At 62.2% G+C, this 19,876-nt stretch carries 19 protein-coding genes; 7 read left to right on the top strand and 12 right to left on the bottom strand.

The genetic code is table 11. The features are described 5' to 3' along the window. The first annotated feature begins 2 nt into the window (after positions 1 to 2). The 6 genes from selB (at position 3) to hypA (ending at position 7,096) form a co-directional block, all read left to right on the top strand. On the top strand, positions 3 to 1,886 hold the full coding sequence (gene selB, locus A9G06_RS00925) for a selenocysteine-specific translation elongation factor (RefSeq protein WP_069553983.1): 1,884 nt from the start codon (positions 3 to 5) through the stop codon (positions 1,884 to 1,886). Beyond that, on the top strand, positions 1,883 to 4,321 hold the full coding sequence (gene hypF / locus A9G06_RS00920; protein WP_069553982.1) for a carbamoyltransferase HypF: 2,439 nt from the start codon (positions 1,883 to 1,885) through the stop codon (positions 4,319 to 4,321). The genes selB and hypF overlap by 4 nt, the downstream gene beginning before the upstream one ends. 5 nt (positions 4,322 to 4,326) lie before the next feature. Further along, positions 4,327 to 4,578, top strand: coding sequence for a HypC/HybG/HupF family hydrogenase formation chaperone (locus A9G06_RS00915; protein ID WP_043819819.1), 252 nt, complete (start codon positions 4,327 to 4,329; stop codon positions 4,576 to 4,578). Beyond that, positions 4,572 to 5,684, top strand: coding sequence for a hydrogenase formation protein HypD (hypD, locus tag A9G06_RS00910; protein WP_069553981.1), 1,113 nt, complete (start codon positions 4,572 to 4,574; stop codon positions 5,682 to 5,684). Before A9G06_RS00915 ends, hypD begins: the two co-directional genes overlap by 7 nt. Next, positions 5,681 to 6,685 carry a hydrogenase expression/formation protein HypE gene (gene hypE, locus A9G06_RS00905; RefSeq protein ID WP_069553980.1) on the top strand — a complete coding sequence of 335 codons (1,005 nt, stop codon included), beginning with the start codon at positions 5,681 to 5,683 and terminating at the stop codon, positions 6,683 to 6,685. The genes hypD and hypE overlap by 4 nt, the downstream gene beginning before the upstream one ends. A 69-nt stretch (positions 6,686 to 6,754) precedes the next feature. Then, positions 6,755 to 7,096 (top strand): hydrogenase maturation nickel metallochaperone HypA, encoded by a 342-nt coding sequence (gene hypA, locus A9G06_RS00900; protein WP_069553979.1) that lies wholly within the window; start codon positions 6,755 to 6,757, stop codon positions 7,094 to 7,096. Here the strand turns inward: hypA and A9G06_RS22395 are convergent. After that, complete coding sequence (locus A9G06_RS22395) at positions 7,074 to 7,454, bottom strand: hypothetical protein (protein ID WP_253182297.1); 381 nt, start codon at positions 7,452 to 7,454, stop codon at positions 7,074 to 7,076. The two genes, hypA and A9G06_RS22395, sit on opposite strands and share 23 nt — an antisense overlap. Here A9G06_RS22395 and hypB point away from each other — a divergent pair. Next, positions 7,335 to 8,201, top strand: coding sequence for a hydrogenase nickel incorporation protein HypB (hypB, locus tag A9G06_RS00895; RefSeq protein ID WP_216093207.1), 867 nt, complete (start codon positions 7,335 to 7,337; stop codon positions 8,199 to 8,201). The two genes, A9G06_RS22395 and hypB, sit on opposite strands and share 120 nt — an antisense overlap. A gap of 364 nt (positions 8,202 to 8,565) precedes the next feature. Here hypB and A9G06_RS00890 read toward each other — a convergent pair whose 3' ends face one another. The 11 genes from A9G06_RS00890 to hybO all read right to left on the bottom strand — a co-directional run bounded on the left by A9G06_RS00890 (position 8,566) and on the right by hybO (position 19,638). Beyond that, positions 8,566 to 9,207 (bottom strand): ATP-binding cassette domain-containing protein, encoded by a 642-nt coding sequence (locus A9G06_RS00890; RefSeq protein ID WP_069553977.1) that lies wholly within the window; start codon positions 9,205 to 9,207, stop codon positions 8,566 to 8,568. Further along, on the bottom strand, positions 9,207 to 9,995 hold the full coding sequence (locus A9G06_RS00885; RefSeq protein ID WP_069553976.1) for an ATP-binding cassette domain-containing protein: 789 nt from the start codon (positions 9,993 to 9,995) through the stop codon (positions 9,207 to 9,209). Before A9G06_RS00885 ends, A9G06_RS00890 begins: the two co-directional genes overlap by 1 nt. After that, the gene (locus A9G06_RS00880; RefSeq protein WP_069553975.1) at positions 9,989 to 10,804 is read right to left on the bottom strand and encodes an ABC transporter permease; all 816 of its coding nucleotides are present in this window, start codon (positions 10,802 to 10,804) and stop codon (positions 9,989 to 9,991) included. Before A9G06_RS00880 ends, A9G06_RS00885 begins: the two co-directional genes overlap by 7 nt. Next, complete coding sequence (locus A9G06_RS00875) at positions 10,794 to 11,804, bottom strand: ABC transporter permease (RefSeq protein ID WP_069553974.1); 1,011 nt, start codon at positions 11,802 to 11,804, stop codon at positions 10,794 to 10,796. Before A9G06_RS00875 ends, A9G06_RS00880 begins: the two co-directional genes overlap by 11 nt. After that, the gene (locus A9G06_RS00870) at positions 11,789 to 13,399 is read right to left on the bottom strand and encodes an ABC transporter substrate-binding protein (protein ID WP_069553973.1); all 1,611 of its coding nucleotides are present in this window, start codon (positions 13,397 to 13,399) and stop codon (positions 11,789 to 11,791) included. Before A9G06_RS00870 ends, A9G06_RS00875 begins: the two co-directional genes overlap by 16 nt. Positions 13,400 to 13,530: 131 nt before the next feature. Continuing rightward, positions 13,531 to 14,070: a hydrogenase-2 assembly chaperone gene (gene hybE / locus A9G06_RS00865; RefSeq protein WP_069553972.1), complete on the bottom strand. Its 540-nt coding sequence runs from the start codon at positions 14,068 to 14,070 to the stop codon at positions 13,531 to 13,533. After that, the gene (locus A9G06_RS00860) at positions 14,052 to 14,582 is read right to left on the bottom strand and encodes a HyaD/HybD family hydrogenase maturation endopeptidase (RefSeq protein WP_069553971.1); all 531 of its coding nucleotides are present in this window, start codon (positions 14,580 to 14,582) and stop codon (positions 14,052 to 14,054) included. The genes hybE and A9G06_RS00860 overlap by 19 nt, the downstream gene beginning before the upstream one ends. Then, the gene (hybC, locus tag A9G06_RS00855) at positions 14,582 to 16,285 is read right to left on the bottom strand and encodes a hydrogenase 2 large subunit (protein ID WP_069553970.1); all 1,704 of its coding nucleotides are present in this window, start codon (positions 16,283 to 16,285) and stop codon (positions 14,582 to 14,584) included. Before hybC ends, A9G06_RS00860 begins: the two co-directional genes overlap by 1 nt. Then, entirely contained in the window at positions 16,282 to 17,469 is a 1,188-nt protein-coding gene (gene hybB, locus A9G06_RS00850) for a Ni/Fe-hydrogenase cytochrome b subunit (protein WP_069553969.1), read from the bottom strand. Before hybB ends, hybC begins: the two co-directional genes overlap by 4 nt. Next, a complete protein-coding gene (gene hybA, locus A9G06_RS00845) occupies positions 17,462 to 18,502 on the bottom strand; it encodes a hydrogenase 2 operon protein HybA (RefSeq protein ID WP_069553968.1) in 1,041 nt (346 codons plus the stop codon). The genes hybB and hybA overlap by 8 nt, the downstream gene beginning before the upstream one ends. Before the next feature lie 2 nt (positions 18,503 to 18,504). Further along, positions 18,505 to 19,638 carry a hydrogenase 2 small subunit gene (gene hybO, locus A9G06_RS00840; RefSeq protein ID WP_069553967.1) on the bottom strand — a complete coding sequence of 378 codons (1,134 nt, stop codon included), beginning with the start codon at positions 19,636 to 19,638 and terminating at the stop codon, positions 18,505 to 18,507. Positions 19,639 to 19,876 lie beyond the last annotated feature (238 nt).

The raw sequence follows: 19,876 nt of genomic DNA, 5'->3' as shown, positions 1-19,876 counted from the left end.
CCATGACCCCCTATCGCGCCGTTATCGGTCTTGCCGGCCACGTGGATCACGGCAAGACCCTGCTGATCAAGGCCCTCACCGGCATCACCACGGCCCGCGCCCATGAGCAGGCCATCGGCATGACCCAGGATCTCGGCTTTGCCCACTTCGACGACGGTCAGGGCAACACCATAGGCGTCATCGATGTGCCCGGCCACGAGCGCTATATCCGCAACATGGTGGCGGGGCTCTGGAGTCTGGATCTGGTGCTGCTGGTGATTGCCGCCGACGAGGGGTGGATGCCGATGACCGGCGATCACCTGCGCCTGCTCAAGGCGATGGGGGTGCCGCGCCTCTTGGTCTGCATCAACAAGTGCGATCTGGTCTCCCCCGACGAGCTGGAGCTCCTTGAAGAGAGCCTGCTGGAGCGGGTGATGGACGAGAGCAGCATGGTGCCCGACATCGTCAGCGTCAGTGCCAAGACCGGCGCCAATATGGCCGCCCTGCACACCGCCATCGTGCGCCAGCTGGGGGATATGGCCGAGCATCATGTCCCCCGCGAGCAGGCCACCCCGCGACTGTATGTAGACCGGGTCTTTACAGCCAATGGCACCGGTACCGTGCTTACCGGCACCTTGCAGCAGGGCAGCCTCAAGGTGGGGGACAAGCTGCGTCTCTACCCCGCCGATCGGGAGGTGCAGGTGCGCTCCCTGCAGGCCTATCACCAGAGCGTCGACGAGATCGGCGCCGTCTGCCGGGTAGCGGTGGGCCTTAAAAAAGTGCCCCATAAGGAGGTAGCACGCGGTCACTGCCTCACCAGCGCTGCCGGCCAGTGCGAGGCGGCAACCCACCTTATCGTGCGACTCAACGCCGAGAGCCTGAGGAGCAAGACACTGCGCACGCAGGAGATCGAGGTGGCCCTTGGCAGCTGGCATAGCCGGGCCCGTTTCGTGCCCATCAAGGATACCCGGCTGGCGCGGCTGATCTTTACCAGCCCCATTCCCTGCTTCTTTGGCCAGCCGCTCGCCATCATTCGCCACGGCAGCAGCGAACTGCTGCACGGCGCCCGCATCGTCTGGTGCGGCGACATCCACCCCGCCAGACGCAAGGCGCTGCATACCCTGCTGGGCGAGCTGCCAGACGAGCTCGAGCACTACAACCCCGCCGCCTTGCAGCTGGGGCTCAACGGCTATGTGCTGGCCAGCCGCTTTGACCAGCAGCCCGAGCAGGTCACCCCCCTCGCTGACTGGCTACTGGATAACTGCTGGCTGGCCCAACGCCGCGACCAGCTGCTGGCTACGCTGGCCAGCGAACCGCTGAGTGCTGCGGAGCTCACGACCCGCTTTGGTATCGCCCTGCCGGTCATGCAAGCCCTGCTCCAGCAGCTCAAGAGCGAGCAGCTTGTTCGCCTGCACCATGACAAGTGGCAGCCGGGCAGCGGCGAGTCGGAAGATGATCTGGGGGAAGAGGCGCAGCTGGTGCTCAAGGTGGTGCGAGATCAAGGCAAGGAGGGTTACGAGCCCGGTAAACTGGGCCCCGGCGGCGTGGAGCTGGATCCCTTTATCATCCGCCAGCTGCCCGCAGCCCTGCAGCAGGGCTTGCAACAAAAAGGCGCGTTGCAAAAGCAGCTGCGCAACCTGGCGCGACTCAAGTATCTGGTGCAGCTCGATGGCCCCATCTACTACGACGCCGAGCTTTACAACCAGATGGTCGCCGCCGTGCTGGCGGGCCAGCAGGTGGGAGATCTGATCGACATGGCATCCCTCAAGGAGATCACCGGCTTGTCGCGCAAATACGCCATTCCGTTCTGCCTGCGCATGGAGATGGATGGCTGGGTGCGGCGCGAGGAGAACGAGCGCCGGGTGCTGCGTCTGCCGCAGACTCAAGATGAGATGGAGCCGGCATGAGCGCCACCATCGCCCCCTCTGGCTCTTCCAATCCTGTGGCCAACCGGCTGCGCCGCGAATTTCATATCGACGGCATCGTACAGGGGGTGGGCTTTCGCCCCTTCGTCTATGGGCTGGCACTGCGCCACGGCCTTGCCGGTTATGTGTTGAACGATGCCAACGGCGTCACTATCGGCGCCGAAGGATCCCCTGAGCAGCTCACAGCCTTTGCCCGCGAACTGCGGGAACTGGCGCCGCCGCTTAGCCGCATCGATCATTTCAGCGAGCGGGAGCTGCCCCTTGCTCATGAGCCCGACTTCGATGGCCAATTTCATGGCCAGTTTCGAATTAAAGCGAGCCAGCAGCAGAGCTCTGCAACGGTCGCCATCTCGCCGGATCAGGGGATGTGCGAGGCGTGCGCCAACGATGTGGCCAACCCTTCGGATCGCCACCATCGCTACCCCTTTACCAACTGCACCCACTGCGGCCCGCGCTACACCATCATCCGCCGCCTCCCCTACGACAGACCCCACACTGCCATGGCGGGCTTTGCCATGTGTCCGCGCTGTGCGGCGGCCTATGAAAACCCGCTGGACAGACGCTACCACGCCCAGCCGGTGAGCTGCCCCGAGTGCGGGCCCCATCTCAGCTGGCTCAGCGGCAATGGAAATGCGCTGGCCGAACGCGAAGAGGCCCTGCACGCCGCCGCCCGCGCCCTGAAAACCGGGGCGCTGATCGCAGTCAAGGGGATGGGGGGTTATCACCTGATGTGTGATGCCCGCAATGAACAGAGTGTTGCCAGATTGCGAACGCTCAAACGGCGCGCGCGCAAGCCGCTGGCGGTGATGATAGGCTCCCTTGCCGAGGCCAAATTGCATGTCACCGGCTGCGAAGCAGAGTGGAAGCTGCTCGCCTCTCAGGCCAGACCCATCACCTTGCTGCGCAAGCGCATTAACGATGATCGGCTCTCAGAATCCCGACTGTCAGCCGCGCCGCTGGCCGAGGGGATCGCCCCCGGCATCCCCTACCTTGGCGTCATGCTCCCCTATACCCCGCTCCATCAGCTGCTGCTGGATGCCTGCGCCATGCCGCTGGTGGCCACCAGCGCCAATGGTCGCGGCAGCCCAATCCTTATCGAGTACGAGGCGGTGGTCAGGGAGCTCGGCAGCGAGATTGACGGCATTCTGGATCACAACCGCCCCATCCTGCACCCCTGCGACGACAGTCTGGTGCAGTGGGCAGGCGGGCGGCGCCAGACGTTGCGCCTCGCCCGGGGCTATGCCCCCTGCACCCCCAGCCTGAAAGAGGCGGTCAAGGCGCCGCTCTTGGCTGTCGGGGCGCAGCAGAAGAACCAGCTGGCGCTCGCCTTCGGTCGCCAGCGCATCTACAGCCCCTATATCGGCGATCTGCACAGCCTGCCGATGCAGGAGCACTTCGAGCAGACCCTGACGACCTTTCGCGATCTCTACGATCTCAAACCCGAACTGCTGGTGTCGGATCGCCACCCCGGCTACCTCAGCCACCAGTGGGCCAAACGCTATTGCCAGGATCAGGGTGCGACCCACCTCGAGGTGCAGCACCATCACGCCCACCTGCTGGGGGTGATGGCCGAGCACAACATCACGGGCCCGGTGCTGGGGGTTGCCTTCGATGGCACCGGCCTTGGCGATGACGGCACCCTCTGGGGCGGCGAGCTGCTGATCGCAGACATTCAGGGCTTTACGCGCGTTGCCCACCTCACCCCCTTCAAGCTGATCGGCGGCAAGGCAGCCATCCGCGAGCCGGTACGCCAGCTGCTGGGGCTGCTGTTTGAATCGCACAGTCCTGAGGAGATCAGCGCCCTCGATATTCCGTTGATCAACAATCAGTCCCTTGAGCGGATCAGCAACCTGCACCAGCTCTGGCGCCTTGGCCGCAACGCCCCTTACACCAGCTCCATCGGTCGGCTGTTCGATTCGGTGGCGGCGCTCTTGGAAGTGATCGACACCCCCGATTACGAGGGCGAAGCGGGGCTATTGCTGGAGGCGGCTGCCTCGCGGCTAGCCCCCGATGAACAGCCCTTCCCCCTCGCCTTTGATCTCAGCCAATCAGCGGAAGGGCCGCAGCAGATCGAGTGGGCCGAGCTGATCAATACCCTTGTCCGCGAGCGGCGCAAAGGCACCTCCACCGCCAGCCTGGCCGCCGGTTTTATCCGCGCCATCAGCAATCTGGTCATCGCCCTTGCCGAGCGCTTCCCCGGCTATCCGGTAGCGCTGGGGGGCGGCGTCTTTCAAAACCGGGTGCTGATGGACCAGCTTGTTCCCGCTCTCGAAGCCGCTGGCCGGCAGGTATTGACCAGCGAAACCCTGCCACTCAATGACGGTGGCATCGCCGCCGGTCAGCTCTGGTTTGCCATCCACCATCTTGCCATGCACCAGCCTGTCACCACCGGCTGTGCCACCTTGTCGGAGTCCTGAAATCCATGTGTCTATCCATCCCCTCTCAGGTGGTGCAGCTGCACCCCGAAGATAACTGTGTCACCGTCGATACCCTGGGAGTGCAACGGCGCGTCAGCTGCATGCTGCTCGAAGAGCCTCTCAACATTGGCGACTATGTACTGCTCCATATCGGTTTTGTGATGAGCAAGATTGACGAAGAGGAGGCGCAGGCCAGCCTCGAGAGCTTCCGCCAGATGGTGGCCCTGATGCCCAAACAGGATATCTTGCCATGCTGACCTTGAATGATCTGTTCCAGGGCTTTCGCCAGCCCGAGGTGATCCGCGCCCTCGCCGCCCAGATCACCGAACTCGCCAAAGATCTGCCCGAACCGCTGCGGGTGATGGAGGTGTGTGGCGGCCATACCCACACCCTCATGAAGTACGGCCTGCACCAGCTGCTGCCGGCCAGCATCGAGTTTGTCCACGGCCCCGGCTGCCCGGTCTGCATCATGCCCAAAGAGCGCATCGATCAGGCCATCGAGCTGGCGAGCCAGCCCAACGTCATTCTGGTCACCTTGGGGGACATGATCCGGGTGCCGGGCTCCAAAGGCACGCTGGCCCAGCAGCGGGCCAAGGGGAGCGATATCCGCCCGGTCTATGACCCCCTCGACGCCCTGCGTATAGCCAAAGAGAATCCGGAGAAAACCGTGGTCTTCTTCGCCATCGGTTTCGAGACCTCTACCCCGATGACGGCCGCCTTGTTGGCTGCCGCGGAAGAGCAAGAGGTCGAGAATCTGCTGTTTCATATCAACCATGTGCTGGTGCCGCCAGCCATTCATGCGGTGATGGCTGACGGGGTGGCCAAGGTGAACTCCTTTATCGGCCCCTCCCACGTCAGCGTCATCACCGGCGCCGATATCTACCTGCCCATCGTCGATCGCTATCAGGTGCCGGTGGTGGTGAGCGGCTTCGAACCGGTGGATGTGATGGAGGCGCTCTTGATGATGGTGCGCCAGAAGGTGGAGGGTCGCTACGCGCTGGAGGTGCAGTACAGCCGCGCCGTCACCGCCAGCGGCAATAAAGCCGCCCAGCGGCTGGTCGAGCGCTTTTTCGAGACCCGCGAGCACTTTCGCTGGCGAGGTCTGGGGGATATCAACGCCTCCGCCCTGCGCCTGCGCGATACCTTTGCCAAACGCGATGCGGAGCGCCACTTCGCGCTCAATCAGACTCCCATCGATGACCACAAGGCGTGCCAGTGCGCCGATATCCTACGCGGCCTGGCCAAACCGAACCAGTGCAAAGTCTTTGGCCGGGGCTGCACCCCGACCCAGCCCATGGGCAGCTGCATGGTCAGCTCCGAAGGGGCCTGCAATGCCTACTACCGATATATGGGGATCCAATGAGAGAAATTCAGTTAAGCCACGGCGGCGGCGGTGTGGAGATGAACCAGCTGATCAATCAGCTCTTCTTTCGCCACTTTGGCAACGAGATCCTGCTGCGCGGTGAAGATGCCGCCCTGCTGCCGGTAAACGGCCCCGTTGCCTTCACCACCGACAGCTTTACCGTCTCGCCGCTCTTCTTCGAGGGGGGCGATATCGGCAAGCTGGCCATCGCCGGTACGGTCAACGATCTCGCCATGATGGGGGCCAAGCCCGAGTATCTGAGCGCCAGCTTTATCATCGAGGAAGGCTTCCCCTACGCCGATCTGGCCCGCATCGTCGAGTCGATGGCGGCCGAACTTGCCAAGAGCGGTGCCCGCATCGTCTGCGGCGACACCAAGGTGGTGCCCAAGGGGGCGGCCGACAAGATCTTTATCAACACCAGCGGGGTCGGCACCTTTCCGCGGCCTGAGCAGAGCCGGGGCATCTCGGTACGCAACCTCAAAGCCGGTGACGCCATTCTGGTGTCGCGGGATATCGGCAGCCACGGCGCCTGCATCCTGATGGCCCGTGACGCCCTGCAACTGGGCTCCGATCTCAAGAGCGACTGCACCACCCTCTGGCCGCAGGTAGAAGCGCTGCTAAAAGCGGGGATTACCCCTCACGCCCTGCGCGATGCCACCCGCGGTGGCCTTGCCGCCGTGCTCAACGAGTGGAGCAGCGCCTCCGGTGTTGCCATCGAGCTGGAGGAGTCAGCCATTCCGGTGTGCGATCCGGTGCGCGGCCTGTGCGAGCTCTACGGTTTCGAGCCCCATGATCTCGCCAACGAGGGGACCATGGTGCTGGCCCTGCCTGCCGAACAGGCGCAGGACGCGCTGGGCATCTTGCGGCAATTCAACTCCGCCGCCAGCCAGATCGGCGTGGTGCAGGCGAGTGATCGCCACAAGGTGATCCTCAACAACCCCTGGGGCAGCCGCCGTTATCTGGAGCTGCCGCAAGGAGAACTACTGCCGCGGATCTGTTGATCGGCCATGCCGTTCCGTCAATTACAGGGAGGAGTCACTGCTCCTCCCCATATCGGTTAAGGAGTCACCATGCACGAAATGTCTCTGGCCATGGCCGCCATCGATCTGGCGGCCGAGCAGGCCACCCAGCGGGGTTTTAACAAGGTGACCGCCCTCTGGCTCGAGGTCGGCAGCTTCTCTTGCGTCGACCCGGACACCATTGCCTTCTGTTTCGAGGCTGCCGCCAAGGGCACCGCCGTCGAAGGGGCCCAGCTGCACTTTCAGCGCCAGGCGGCAGAGGCCTGGTGTTATGACTGCAACCAGACGGTCACCCTCACCGAGCGCGGGCAGGCCTGCCCCGGGTGTGGCGGATACAAATTACGAGTCGCGCAGGGTGATAGCCTGCGCATCACCGACATCGAGGTAAGTTGATATGTGTAGCGTATGCGGATGCGGCCAGGCGCGGATCGCCGGCCATGAGCACGATCATGAGCATCATCACGAACATGAACATCACCATGAACATGGTCATGAGCACGACCATCATCATGCTCATGATGCCCATCACCATCATGATCACGAGCAGAGCGCGCCGCGCACCCTGATCATTCACCACCACTATCACCATCAGGGAGATGTCCATCACCACTACCACGGGGTGCGGGCTCCCATAAGCCATGAGGGGCATGATCACCCACATAAGCATCACCATGATCACCCCCACGACCATCATCATGCCCACTCTCATGACCACGGCCATTCCCACGCGCATCCCCATGATCACAGCCATGACCATGACCATGACCATGACCATGACCATGACCATGACCATCAGCAGGGTGATCTCCACTATGGCAAAGGGGAAGCGGGATTGTCGGTGCCCGGCATGGGACAGCGCCAGCTGATCGCCATCGAGATGGATGTGCTGGCCAAGAACAACGCGCTGGCGGCCCACAACCGCGAACACTTCGACGAGGCTGCCCAGCTGGTGCTCAACCTGGTCTCTAGCCCGGGTTCAGGCAAAACCACTTTGCTGTGCGAAACCCTGCGCCTGCTGGCCGACAAGCGCCCCTGCGCCGTGATCGAAGGAGATCAGCAGACCAGCGCCGATGCGGATCGCATTCGTGCCACCGGTGTCCCTGCCGTGCAGATCAACACCGGCAAGGGCTGCCATCTGGACGCCAAAATGGTTCACGACGCCTGCCACCAGCTGCCCGCCAATCAAGGGGGCATCCTCTTTATCGAGAACGTGGGCAATCTGGTCTGCCCCGCCAGCTTCGATCTCGGCGAGAAGTACAAGGTAGCGATCCTCTCCGTCACCGAGGGGGAAGAGAAGCCGCTGAAATACCCGGACATGTTTGCCGCCGCCCAGCTGATGGTGATCAACAAGATCGATCTGCTGCCCTACGTCAGCTTTGACGTGGCCCGCTGCATCGAGAACGCCAAACGGGTCAACCCCTATATTCAGGTGATCCAGGTCAGCGCCACTACCGGTGAAGGGATGGATGCCTGGTTGAACTGGCTGGCCAGTGCTTGAAATCAGCCGGTTAAACGCCGCTGATAACGGTAGAAAAAAAGAGAGGGAGGCTGATGCCTCCCTCTCTTTTATCTGCGAATCTTGCCCGCCGTGCTATCTGTCCAGAGTGGCCAGCGTTTCATACTCGCCCCCCTCACCCTGGCCCTCTCCCCAGGGAGAGGGAATCGGTTTGTGAATGCCGACAGCATGCTGTAACTATGCGACGCCCTCAAACGCCTCAGGGGGCGGCTTCGAGCATAACAACCAGCCATATTTTCAAACCCCGAGATTTTCCAAACCCTAAACCCTGAGCGGGTGAGATGGCACCGTCTGCTCCCTTCTCCCCTTGCGGGAGAAGGGCTGGGGATGAGGGGGAAGCCAATCTTCAGGCCACGCTGCGGGCCATCGTCCACTGCTCAGTAGGCGCCTCACCAAAGCGCAGCACCCGATGACAGATCTGACGCAGCAGTGCCTGCTGGTGACTAAAGACAAGCATGGCGAGGCCGCGCTGCTCGCATTCAACCATCAACTCCCGCCAGAGCTGGCGCTGGATTTGCGGATCCAGCTGGGCGGTCACCTCGTCGGCAATCAGCAACCGGGTGCGGGGATCGAGGGCGCGCAGCAACGCGATGCGGGCCAGCTCGCCACCGGATAGCTGGCCGGGTTTACGACCGAGCCACGCAGGCTTGACCATAAAGCGGGCCAGCATGGCGTCATCGGGACGCCATACGTCCCAGAGCGCTTGGCCGGTGGTGCGATAGGGATTGAAAGTGAGTTCCGGGTGCTGGGGCACCAGCTGGATGGGGTTATAACCTTTTACCTGTTCAGGCACCGGCTGCCCATCCAGCAGGATCTGCCCGCCGGCCCCAACCGGTTGCCAACCCGCCAACACTCGCCCCAACGTGGTCTTGCCATGGCCGCTCGGAGCGGAGATGCCGAGCCTTTCGCCCGCTTTCACCGTCAGCGATAACCCCTGCCAGAGGGGGCGTTCACCCTGGGAGATGGTGAGATTTCGTACTTCCAACATCAGGAAACCTCCGGCACAGAGAAGAGCGCATTGAACTCGGGCAGCGCCTGCCAGTGGGCACGGAGCATCTCGCTCCCCTGCCCCTGGCGCAGATGGTGGCTGCTCAAGGTGTCGCTCACCTGCCCCTGATGGAGCGCCACGATGCGATCGGCAAAGCGGGCCGCCAGCGCCAAATCGTGGGTCACCCAGAGGATGCCGCTGCCCTGATTGGCCAATTCACGCAACTGGCCGAGCAGCTGGCAGGCCAACCCTTCATCGAGCCAGGCGGTGATCTCGTCCGCCAGAATGTAGCGGGCACTGCCGAGCGCCGCAGTGCAGGCCAGAATGCGCTTGGCCATGCCGCCGGAGAGCTGGCGTGGATAGCTGTCCAGGGTGGCAGCGGGCAGCTGATAGCGCAACAGTTGCTCGCCAAGCCGCTCGCGAGACCCGTTCTGGCCACAGAGACGTGCCGCCCGGCCCAGCTGGCGCTCCACCGTTAGCAGCGGATTGAGGGCGCTCACCCCCTGCGGCACATAGCAGAGGGTGTGGCCGCGCAGACGGGCCCGGCTGGCATCGCACAGAGGCGTGCCGTCGAGGGAGATGCTGCCACGCATCCGCAGGTTGTCCGGCAGCAGGGTCAGGGCGCTTTGCAGCAGCAGGCTCTTGCCCTCGCCACTCCCCCCCACCAGCGCCACTATCTCCCCCGGCGCCAGTTGCAGGCTGATATCGGTCAGCAAAGGCTGCCAGTTGCGCCGCCCCAGCCAGGAGTAGTGGGCCGCCTCTATGGTCACCTGATCAAAACTCAGCATGGTTCACTCCTGTGCCACAGCAGCTGTTGCAAGGTGCGGGTAGCCTGATCAAACAGCAGTACCAGCAGCAGCAACATCAGCCCCGGGAAGAGGGCCAGCCACCAGCCGCCACCGGCCAGATAACGCAAGGCATCGGCCAGCAGCAGGCCCAGCGAGGCCTCGTGGGCCGCCAGCCCAAAACCGAGAAAGCTCAAGGCCGCGCTGTGCAGCACCGCATGGGGAAACATCAGCAAGGTGCCGATAAACCACTGGGGCAACAGCCCCGGCAGCAGGTGGATGCGCCAGCGACGCAGCGCCCCCATCCCCTGACAGCGGGCCAGCACCACATAGTCGCTGCAGACGATCCGCCGCGCTTCTGCGCAGAGAATGAGCGCCAGCTTGGGCCAGTGGGTGAGCGCCACCGCCAGGATCACCCCGCGCATGCCGCCCCCCACGGTAAAGCAGATGAGGATCAGCAGCAGCATATGGGGCAGCGCCAGCATGGCGTCGATCACCATTCGCACCGCCGCATCACATCTGGGGTGAATGAGCGATACGCTGGCCGCCACCATTGCCAGCAACCCGCTACAGAGCGCCGTGCTGATGCCGAGTTCCAGACTGGTGAGTGTGCCCTGAAAGGCCCGCAACCAGAGATCACGCCCCATCTGATCGGTGCCGAACCAGTGGGTCAGCGAGGGGGGCTGCTGGCGCGCCAGCAGATCCATCGGCACATCCTGATGAGAGAGGCTCCAGCCGTAAGTGGCCAGTAGCGCCAATCCAATCAGGGCTACAGCGAGGCGCACTATGGAGGGAAGCGGATTAAACAGCATGCTCTCCCTCCCAGCCCCGATTGATGCGGACCAGCAGCAAACTGGCCACCGTGTTGCCAATAAAGACCAGCAGGGTGCAGAAGAGCACGATTCCCATCAGCAAGGGAATATCGCCCCGCAGCCCCGCATCCACAGTGGCCTGGCCGAGCCCCGGGTAGGAGAAGACCTTTTCGGCCAAGAGCGATCCGCCAATCAGCTCGCCAAGGGAGGCAAACTGCAGGCAGAGCGCCGGGGTCAGGGCATGGCGCAGCACATGAAAACGCAGCATGGGCCAGCCGCCATCCCCCTGAGCGCGGGCGTAGCGGATAAAGTCGCTATCCAGCACCTCGGCCACCCGCCCCCGGGTATGCAGGGCGATATTGCCCACCCCGAGCAGGGCAAGCGTGGTCACCGGCAGCAACAGATGGCGTGCTCGCATAGCCCAATCAGCCTCATCGGCCGCAAGCCCCGGCGTCCAGGCGCAGCAGACTGGCAACAGCGGCCAGTGCACCGCAAACAGGGCGAGCAGCAAGAGGCCGACCCAGAAGGTGGGCAGGGAGGCGAGCAGGTAGGCAAAACGGCAAATAAGGCGATCGGGCCAGCGGTTGAGATAGCGACCAGCGCAGAGACCCAGCAAAATCCCGAAAAAACCGGATAGCAGCCAGGCACCCGCCAGCAACAGGAAGGAGGCGGCAAAGCGCTGGCCTATGACCTCACCCACAGGCGCGTTGTAGAGCATGGAGTAACCGAGATCCCCCCGCAGCACCTGGGTAAACCAGTGCCAGTAGCGCAGCCAGAGCGGCTGATCCAGCCCCCAACGGGCGGCGATGCGGGCGTATTGCTCCGGCGGCACATGGAGCAGATCGTTGCCGATATAGGCCTTGATGGGGTCGATGGGGGAGTAACTCAGCAGCACAAAGGTGGCGATCGAGACCAGACAGAGCAGCCCTGCCAGACGCAGCAGGGCTTTTAGCAACAGATAACCGGAGTGACTCAAGGGCGAACTTAACGGCACGTCCACCGCCAATCCTGCAGGTTGTTGAGGAGGGACCAGCTACCGTGGATTTCCGGCGCCCCCTTGCCAAGATCGATGCAACGGTTGGCGAGATAGGTGTGCTGCACATTGAGCAGCCAGGCCCAGGCGGCATCTCCCTGCACTCCGGCGCCGGTCTTGCCATCCCACTCCACCTGCTGCCAGAACGGCACGGCCGCCTGCCAGTTCGGGGCATCCAGCGCCAGCTTGAGGTGGCCATCCACCACAGGGTTGCTGTAGTAGCCCGGATTGTAGAACTCCACGCCACCGGAGCCGCTCTGGTAGTGGTGATAGAGCTCCATGGGATCCAGACTCCCCCACCCCATCAGCACCGGATTGGCGTGCATCTCCCGCTCCACCTGCTCCCAGCTGCCGGACTTGAGGCTCACCTCAAGGCCGATGGGTTTGAGCATGGCGCGCACCGCTTCCGCCAGATCCCGGCGGGTGCTATCACCGCTGGTGTACCAGAGGGTAAAGGCTGCGCGCAGGTCGCCCTTGTGGCGAATGCCGTCACTGCCCATCTTCCAGCCCGCTTCGTCGAGCAGGGCGTTGGCGTGGGCGGCATCGCCATCCTTGAAGGCGGTGGCTTTGTTCAGCCAGGGCAAGCCTTCTACCGCGCTGTAAGCGGGGATGGCGTGCCCCTCCAGCAGCTGGTCGGCCAGCAGCTTGCGGTCGATAGCGTAGTTGATGGCACGGCGCACCGCCACATCCGAGGTCACGTCGTTGCCGATGGGATAACCCTTGGCATCCTTGCCACCCGCAGGCGGAATAGGGAAGACGATGCCACGGTTCTCCACGCTCGGTCGCACCCACAGCTTGAGGGAAGCTGGCACGGTAGGCGCCAGCGACGGGGCGATGCGCACCACATCGAGCTGGCTGCTCTGGGCGGCGGCATAGGCGCTCTCTTCATCGATAAAGACAAACACCAGCCGTTTGAAGTCATTGTTGCCACCGGCGTAATAGGGGTTCGCCTCCACCACCAGCTGTTGACCGGGCAGGAAGCTCACCAGCCGGTAAGGGCCGGCACCGACCGGCTTTTGGGCATATGCTTTTGCGTCGTAATCCTTCTTCGACACTATGCCCAAGGATCCCAGCACGTTGACGAAGGTGCTCTGGGGGGCACTCAAGGTGATGGCAACCTCGGTGGGCGAGAGCACCTTGGCCGAGACAAAGTTGCCCATGTCGATCTTGCCGCCGCCTTGGGCTGCGCTGTTGTAGGTAAAGGCCACATCTTCGGCGGTGAGCGGTGCACCGTTGGAGAATTTCAGGTCAGGCTTGAGGGTAATGATCCACCCCTTGCCATCCTTGCTCGGGGTCACCGATTGGGTGAGCACATTCTGCCAGCTGAGATCGGCGTTCTGTTTGAGCAGCGGACTGTGCAGCAACAGGTAGCTGCCGTGACTCCAGCCAAGCAGAGGGTCAAACCCTTCGGTGGGTTCGGCTCCGATGGCGAGCTTGAGCTCGGCAGGCACAGGTTGGGCAGCGGCCAGCGCCGCGTAAGAGGCAGTGCCCAGCAGCAGAGTCAACAGGGCGGTAGCGCTGGATCTAGCGTAATAGCGAAGGGAATTGCGTGGAACAGTCATGGGGATCCTTCTTGTTTTGTACCACTCACGGATCATCACTCAAAAAAGAGGTGGAATGCGTGATTTAACATGGGAGTGAGGGGCCAAAATGGCCCCCTATTCTAAACTTGATTTCGCGTGAAACCTAGCGACTATGCCGGTTGACCGCGCCGGGCACCAAATAGCCGTCTGCGACCCAGATCCACACCGCCAGCCCCTTGCTGCACCGGCAAGGAGAGCAGCATCTTGAGGGTACTGCTCACCAGCGCCCGCCCCTCGTCGGCCCCCAGATGCGGGTCGATGGGGGACATGAGCGAGCAAGCCAGCAGCTGTCCCGTCTCGGGCAATTCACCCACCATAAAGGTCATGTTGCCGCAGGGGAGCTGCAGGGCGAGCCGATCGCTGCTGCTGCGCACCGGCCAAAGCTGATCCGGTCCCGGCAGCACCACCACGCTCAGCATCCAGGGGGTGAGCACACAGCCGAGCCACTGACCTTCAAACAACGTGCACTCCGCCACCATGGGCATGGTGGCGTGATAGAAGGGCAACACCTGCATCTCTTCACGAGCGATCCGCTCGTACTGGGCTACCAGCAGAGGCGCGGGATTGCTGGCAAAACCGGCAAACTCCTGCGCTGTCTCCGGTACTATCTCCAGCACTCTCTCAGCCTCGCTTAAATTGGACTGCGCCATAGGCCCTCCCGTGCTTGTTCAGCTTTCTCCTGCTCAGAGAGTGCAATGGCGGGCGCGCCAACGGCGGCCAGCAGGGTCAAAATCCGATCCGTCGCCTCCCCCATGGCAGCCGCCACCACGGGGGTGAGGCCGATGCGGGGCTCGAGGGATTCGGGCTCGACCCCGATCAAGGTGAGTCGCTTGGGCGACTCCCCCGTCATGTGCAGCGCCGAGAGCACGTCCGCCAGCCCCAGTTGATGCGGGGAGATCTTGCGGCCAAACAGGGTCGGGATCTCCTCATCCTTCAGGGTCACGACTGTGCCCGGCGGATTACCGCTGCGCACCGCATCAACCAGAATGATGTGATCGCGACTGGCCATCGCTTCGAGCAACTCCATGCCGGCGGTACCGCCGTCGAGCAGCTCGATGCCGGGGGCGAAACGGTATTCGCGCCCCAGCCCCTCAACGATGCGCACGCCGACGGCCTCGTCACTCAAGAGCAGGTTGCCCACGCCCAGGATCAGGATGTTCATCACAACACCTTTACCTGAGTCGTTTCACCATTTTGGGTATCCACCACATGCACCGCGCAGGACATGCAGGGGTCGAACGAGTGAATGGTGCGCACCACCTCCAGCGGTTTGGCGGGATCCGCCACCGGGGTACCCACTAGCGCCTGCTCGTAGGGGCCGGGCTCATCATTGAAGTTGCGCGGGCCCGAGTTCCAGGTCGATGGCACCACCGCCTGATAGTTCTCTATCTTGCCGCCCTTGATGACGATCCAGTGGGAGAGCATGCCCCGCGGCGCCTCTTCAAAGCCCACCCCGCGAAACTCCTTGTCCGCCGGGATCTCGGCCTTGATATAGGCGGTGGTATCCCCCTTGCCGATGTTGTCCACCAGCGCCTTCCACTGATGAGACAGGGTGTCTTTCAGCACGCAGCAGCGCACCGCACGGCCGATGATGCGGCCCATGGTGGAGTGCAATTGCTCGGTCTTGATGGCTGAACCGGTCAGCACTTTATAGATGCCGTTCAGCTGATCAAAGTGCGCCACCGTCTCCGGGTGCTTGGCGGCGAGTTTCACCAGCAAGTCTGCGAGCGGCCCCACCTCCACCACCTTACCGTAGAAGGTGGGAGACTTGACCCAGGAGTATTTGCCGTCATCCTGCCAGCCGGTGTAGTTCGGCTCGGTCTTGCCCTCCCACGGCTTGAGGGGGGCGTCATCCTTGTACCAGGCGTGCTTGTTGCTCTCGGCGATGCCCTCCATAAGCCAGCCATCCTGATGACTCTCGATGGGGCGATATCCCGTCAGATTGCCATTCTCGATATAGCCGCCCGGCATCAGGAAGCTGCCGCCGTTGGCATCGGTGGGGAGCTCAGGCACGCTCAGGTAGTGCTTGGCCCCCTGCCCCAGATTCAGCCACTCGGGGTAGTGCGCGGCTATGATGGCGGCATCCACCTTGTAGACCTGCTCGATAAACTCGCCGAGCCGGTCGATAAAGCTCTTCACATAGAGCAGCCGCTCCAGATTGAGCACACTCGGTGCATCCAGATTGATGGGATTGGCCACGCCGCCCACCGCCAGATTCTGAATGTGCGGGCTCTTGCCACCGAGGATAGCGACGATGCGGTTGGCATCGCGCTGGCACTCCAACGCCTGCAGATAGTGCGCCACGGCGATGAGGTTCACCTCCGGGCTCAGCGTCATCTCCTTGTGACCCCAGTAGCCGTTGGCAAAGATGCCGAGCTGGCCGCTCGCCACCAGGGCGCGGATCTTGTCCTGCACCTTGGTCAACTCGTCGGCGCTGTTGAGGGACCAGGTAGAGACCCCCCTGAGCATGTCCGCCGCTTTTTGCGGATTGGCCTCAAGGGCCGCGGTGATGTCCACCCAGTCCAGCGCGGAGAGCTGATAGAAGTGAACGATGTGATCGTGGATGTTGTGGGCCGCGATGATGAGGTTGCGGATGAACTGGGCATTGACCGGCACCTTGGCGCCGATGGCGTTCTCCACCGCCCGCACCGAGGCGATGGCGTGGATGGAGGTACATACCCCGCAGATGCGCTGCACTATCATCCAGGCATCGCGCGGGTCGTTGCCCTTGACGATCTCCTCCATCCCGCGCCACATGGTGCCGGACGACCAGGCTTTGGTCACTTTTCCGCCTTCGATTTCACAGTCGATACGCAGGTGCCCCTCAATGCGGGTGATGGGGTCTATGGTGATACGTTGGCTCATACGTTGGCTTTCCCTCGGGCCTGATAATCTTGGTGAACACGTTCAAGTGATGGCAGTACCGGCAACAGCCGGATCAGCAGCAAATAGGCACACACTTCGATGGCAACAAAGCCAAGGGAGATCAGCACCTCCGTCGCGGAGGGGAAGTAGTGGTAGCCATTGCCGGGGTTGAAGGCGAGCAGGGAGTAATCCAGTCGCCAGAGGGCGGCGCCCAGCAGCATGCTGAGAGCCCCCAGAAAGAGCATGCGCGAATCCCGGCGACTCTTGTCCCAGTGGAACACCAGCAGCGGGAAGATCATCAGCGCGATCTCGCTCCAGAACAGAATGGAGTAGCGGTTGAACTCGGAGAGGTACTCCGACTTGTCGTGGATGACGATCTCGGCAAAACGCAGCGCCACAAACAGGATCAGGAAGATGTCGATCACCTGGGTCAGTTTGTAGAAGAGCGGTTTCTCGTTGGGGCCCCGCCCCGCCAGCCCCGCCTGCACCAGAGAGCCCTCAAACACCACGATGGAGAAGCCCATGATAAAGGCGGTCAGAAGCGAAAAGACCGGCAGCAGCTCATAGCTTTGCCAGAGCGGATGGATCTTCTCCCCCGCCACTATCATCAACGAGCCCATCGAGGATTGGTGCATGGTGGGCAGCAGTGCCCCCAGCGCCAGAATGAAGAACATGATCTTGTTGAGCCGCGCCATGGAGGTTTTCCAGCCGAACTTCTCCAAGAGCACGGGCGCAAACTCCAGCGCCATCACCCCGATGTAGATAGTCATGCAGACCGCTGTCTCGAACAACACCGAGGAGGTGTTGAAGTGACCGGGCAGGTAGAAGTAGGGCAGGTTCCAGTAACGCCCCACGTCGATTGTGATGGAGAGGCCGCCCAGCGAATAACCGAACAGGCTCGCCAACAGAGCCGGTCGCACCAGCGGGTGATACTCGCCCCGGTTGAAGACGTAAACCGCCCAGGCCAGCGCCCAACCACCGCAGGCGAAACCGGTACCGATCAAGAGGTCAAAGGAGATCCAGAGACCCCAGGGATAACCCCCGTTCAGATCGGTCACTGAGCCCAACCCGAAGATGAGGCGCTTGAGGATAAGCATGCCGCACAGCACCGCAAAGGGTGCCAGCACCAGCACCGGCCAGCTCACCAGCCTGCCGCCAAGGGGATGTGCCTTGTGGTTACTCATGATCCTTACCCCCCTGTTGTGTCCCTTGATCGACCGACGTCCCCTTGCCCTGATCGTGACCATCGTGATGATCGTGGCCATTCTTGGTGTTGCGACGGATAAGCACCGAGAGACCGGTCAGCACCACCATGGGCAGCACCATCCCCTTGTAGAGGGTGTGCTGGATATGCTCCGAGCGCGCCCCGGAGGAGAGCTCCGGCAGATCGGGCATGTCGAGCTTGGTGTAGGGCACCCCGGCCAGCACCAGCACCTGGGTGCCGCCCCCCTCCTTCTCGCCATAGACGTAAGGCTGGTAGTTGGGCACTTCGTGCAGGTAGGGGTCGTTGGTCTTGAGGGTCTGGCGCGGGTAGGCATATTCGCTGCCCGGGGTCGCCAGCAGGCGACGCCTGGCCTCAGCCATCAGCTCCTCGCGGGTGCCGAAGATGACGGCACCGGTCGGGCATACCTTGACACAGCCGGGCAATTTACCCTGATCAATCCGCTCAAGCCCCTTCTGGTTGCAGAGCTCGCACTTGTGGATCGCCCCGAACGGGTTGTCGTAGTCATATTTGGGCACGTCGAACGGGCAGCCCACCATGCAGTAACGGCAACCGGTACAGACGCTCGGGTCGTAGTGAACGATGCCGGTCTTGGGATCTTTTTTAAGGGCCTTCACCGGGCAGACGGAAACACAGTTGGGATCGACGCAGTGCATGCACTGCTTCTTGATGTAGGCGTAGCCATCCACCAGCTGATCCTTGTGATCGCCCGCGCCGCTCTTCCACACCTGAATGATGTTGTTGGTGTAGGGGCTCAGCTTGTCGTTGTTGGACCAGGTCTGCTCGCCCGCCGGATTGGCCGGGTTGCCGTTAAGGCGCTGGCACTCCGCCACGCAGGCCTGGCAACCGACACAGAGGGTGGAGTCGTAGAGCATGCCAAGCGCACCGGGAATGGGTGGCTTGTTTTTGGCAGCCGCAAGGGCTGTGCCGGGCACAGTGGCCCCGGCTGCCAGCGCGCCGACGGAGGCAAATTTGAGGAAGTTGCGTCTGTTCACGGTCACTCCTCCCGTGACGGATGCTGCCCGGCTTCATGGCGCTTCTGCTGGCGACCGAGTTCACGCACCGTCATCAGACTCACCCCGACCAGCACCCCGAGGGCACCGCCGATCAGCGCGGTGGAAGTGGGAGAGATATGACCCCCCTCCTGAATGGCCACATCGGGCTTGTTGACCCGCGGGGTCGGATTCTCAACCTTGGCGAGCTGGAAGATCCCCTTGCTGAAACCGACACCCTGTTCGTTGCAGCCGTAGCAGGGATGACCGATACCAACGGGCCAGATGCCACCACCGATATCACAGAACTCCAGGGTCGAGCAGTTGCCGTAGGTCTCCGGCCCCTTGCAGCCCAGATGATAGAGACACCAGCCCTGACGGTGGCCTTCGTCACCGAACTCCTTGGCAAAGCGACCTGCGTCAAAGTGCGGACGGCGCTCGCAGTTTTCGTGGATGAGCCGCTCATAGGCAAACAGCGGCCGATTCTTGGCATCCAGCGCCGGCAGCTTGCCATAGGTGATGTAGTAGGCAACCGTGGTGAGGAAGTTGTGGGGATTGGGCGGGCAGCCCGGGATATTGATGATGGGGGTACCGATATTGCCGAGCGCCTCTTCAAGGCTAACAGCGCCGGTCGGGTTACCGCCACTGGCGGGGACGCCGCCCCAGGCGGCACAGGAGCCGATGGCGATGACGGCAGCCGCGTCACTGGCGGCACGGCGAATATGGTCAACGATGGGTTCACCAGCCACCATGCAGTAGACGCCACCATCTTTGAGCGGAATGGAGCCATCCACCACCAGCACATACTTGCCTTTATAGCGCTTGATGGCGTTGTGCTTGTTCTCTTCCGCCTGATGACCAAAGGCCGCCGAGAGTACCTCGTGGTACTCCAGCGAAATGGTATTGAGGATCAGGTTCTCGATGGTGGGGTGGGTGGCGCGCAGCAGCGATTCGGTACAACCGGTACACTCCTGCGCCCCAATCCAGATAACCGGCGGCCGCTCGGGGCTGGTGAGCGCAGTGGCCATCTTGGCGACGGCATGCTGACTTAATCCCAGGGTTGCGGCCATCCCGGCACACAATTTCATAAAATCACGGCGATTAATCCCATGAGCCGATAAAAAATTATCCTCGACCATTCTACTTATTCCCGTAGTGAGCACTTGTTTGATAAATGCTTAATAGCGGAAATGCTAAGGACTCACCCACCCTGCAGTATTGATCTCTATCAATTTCGACCGGCTTACCCCTATTTTCATAGCGAGCCACATCACAAATTAAATTAATTACTCCCAAAGAGATATTTGGCAACTCCGTAAATTTTATGAACTTAATTGGATATTAAATAATTAATCACCGCATATCCTCTCTTTCACT

Source organism: Aeromonas sp. DNP9 (assembly GCF_001728955.1).
GTDB classification, from domain to species: domain Bacteria; phylum Pseudomonadota; class Gammaproteobacteria; order Enterobacterales; family Aeromonadaceae; genus Aeromonas; species Aeromonas veronii.
This window is presented reverse-complemented; position numbering and strand designations above follow the sequence as displayed.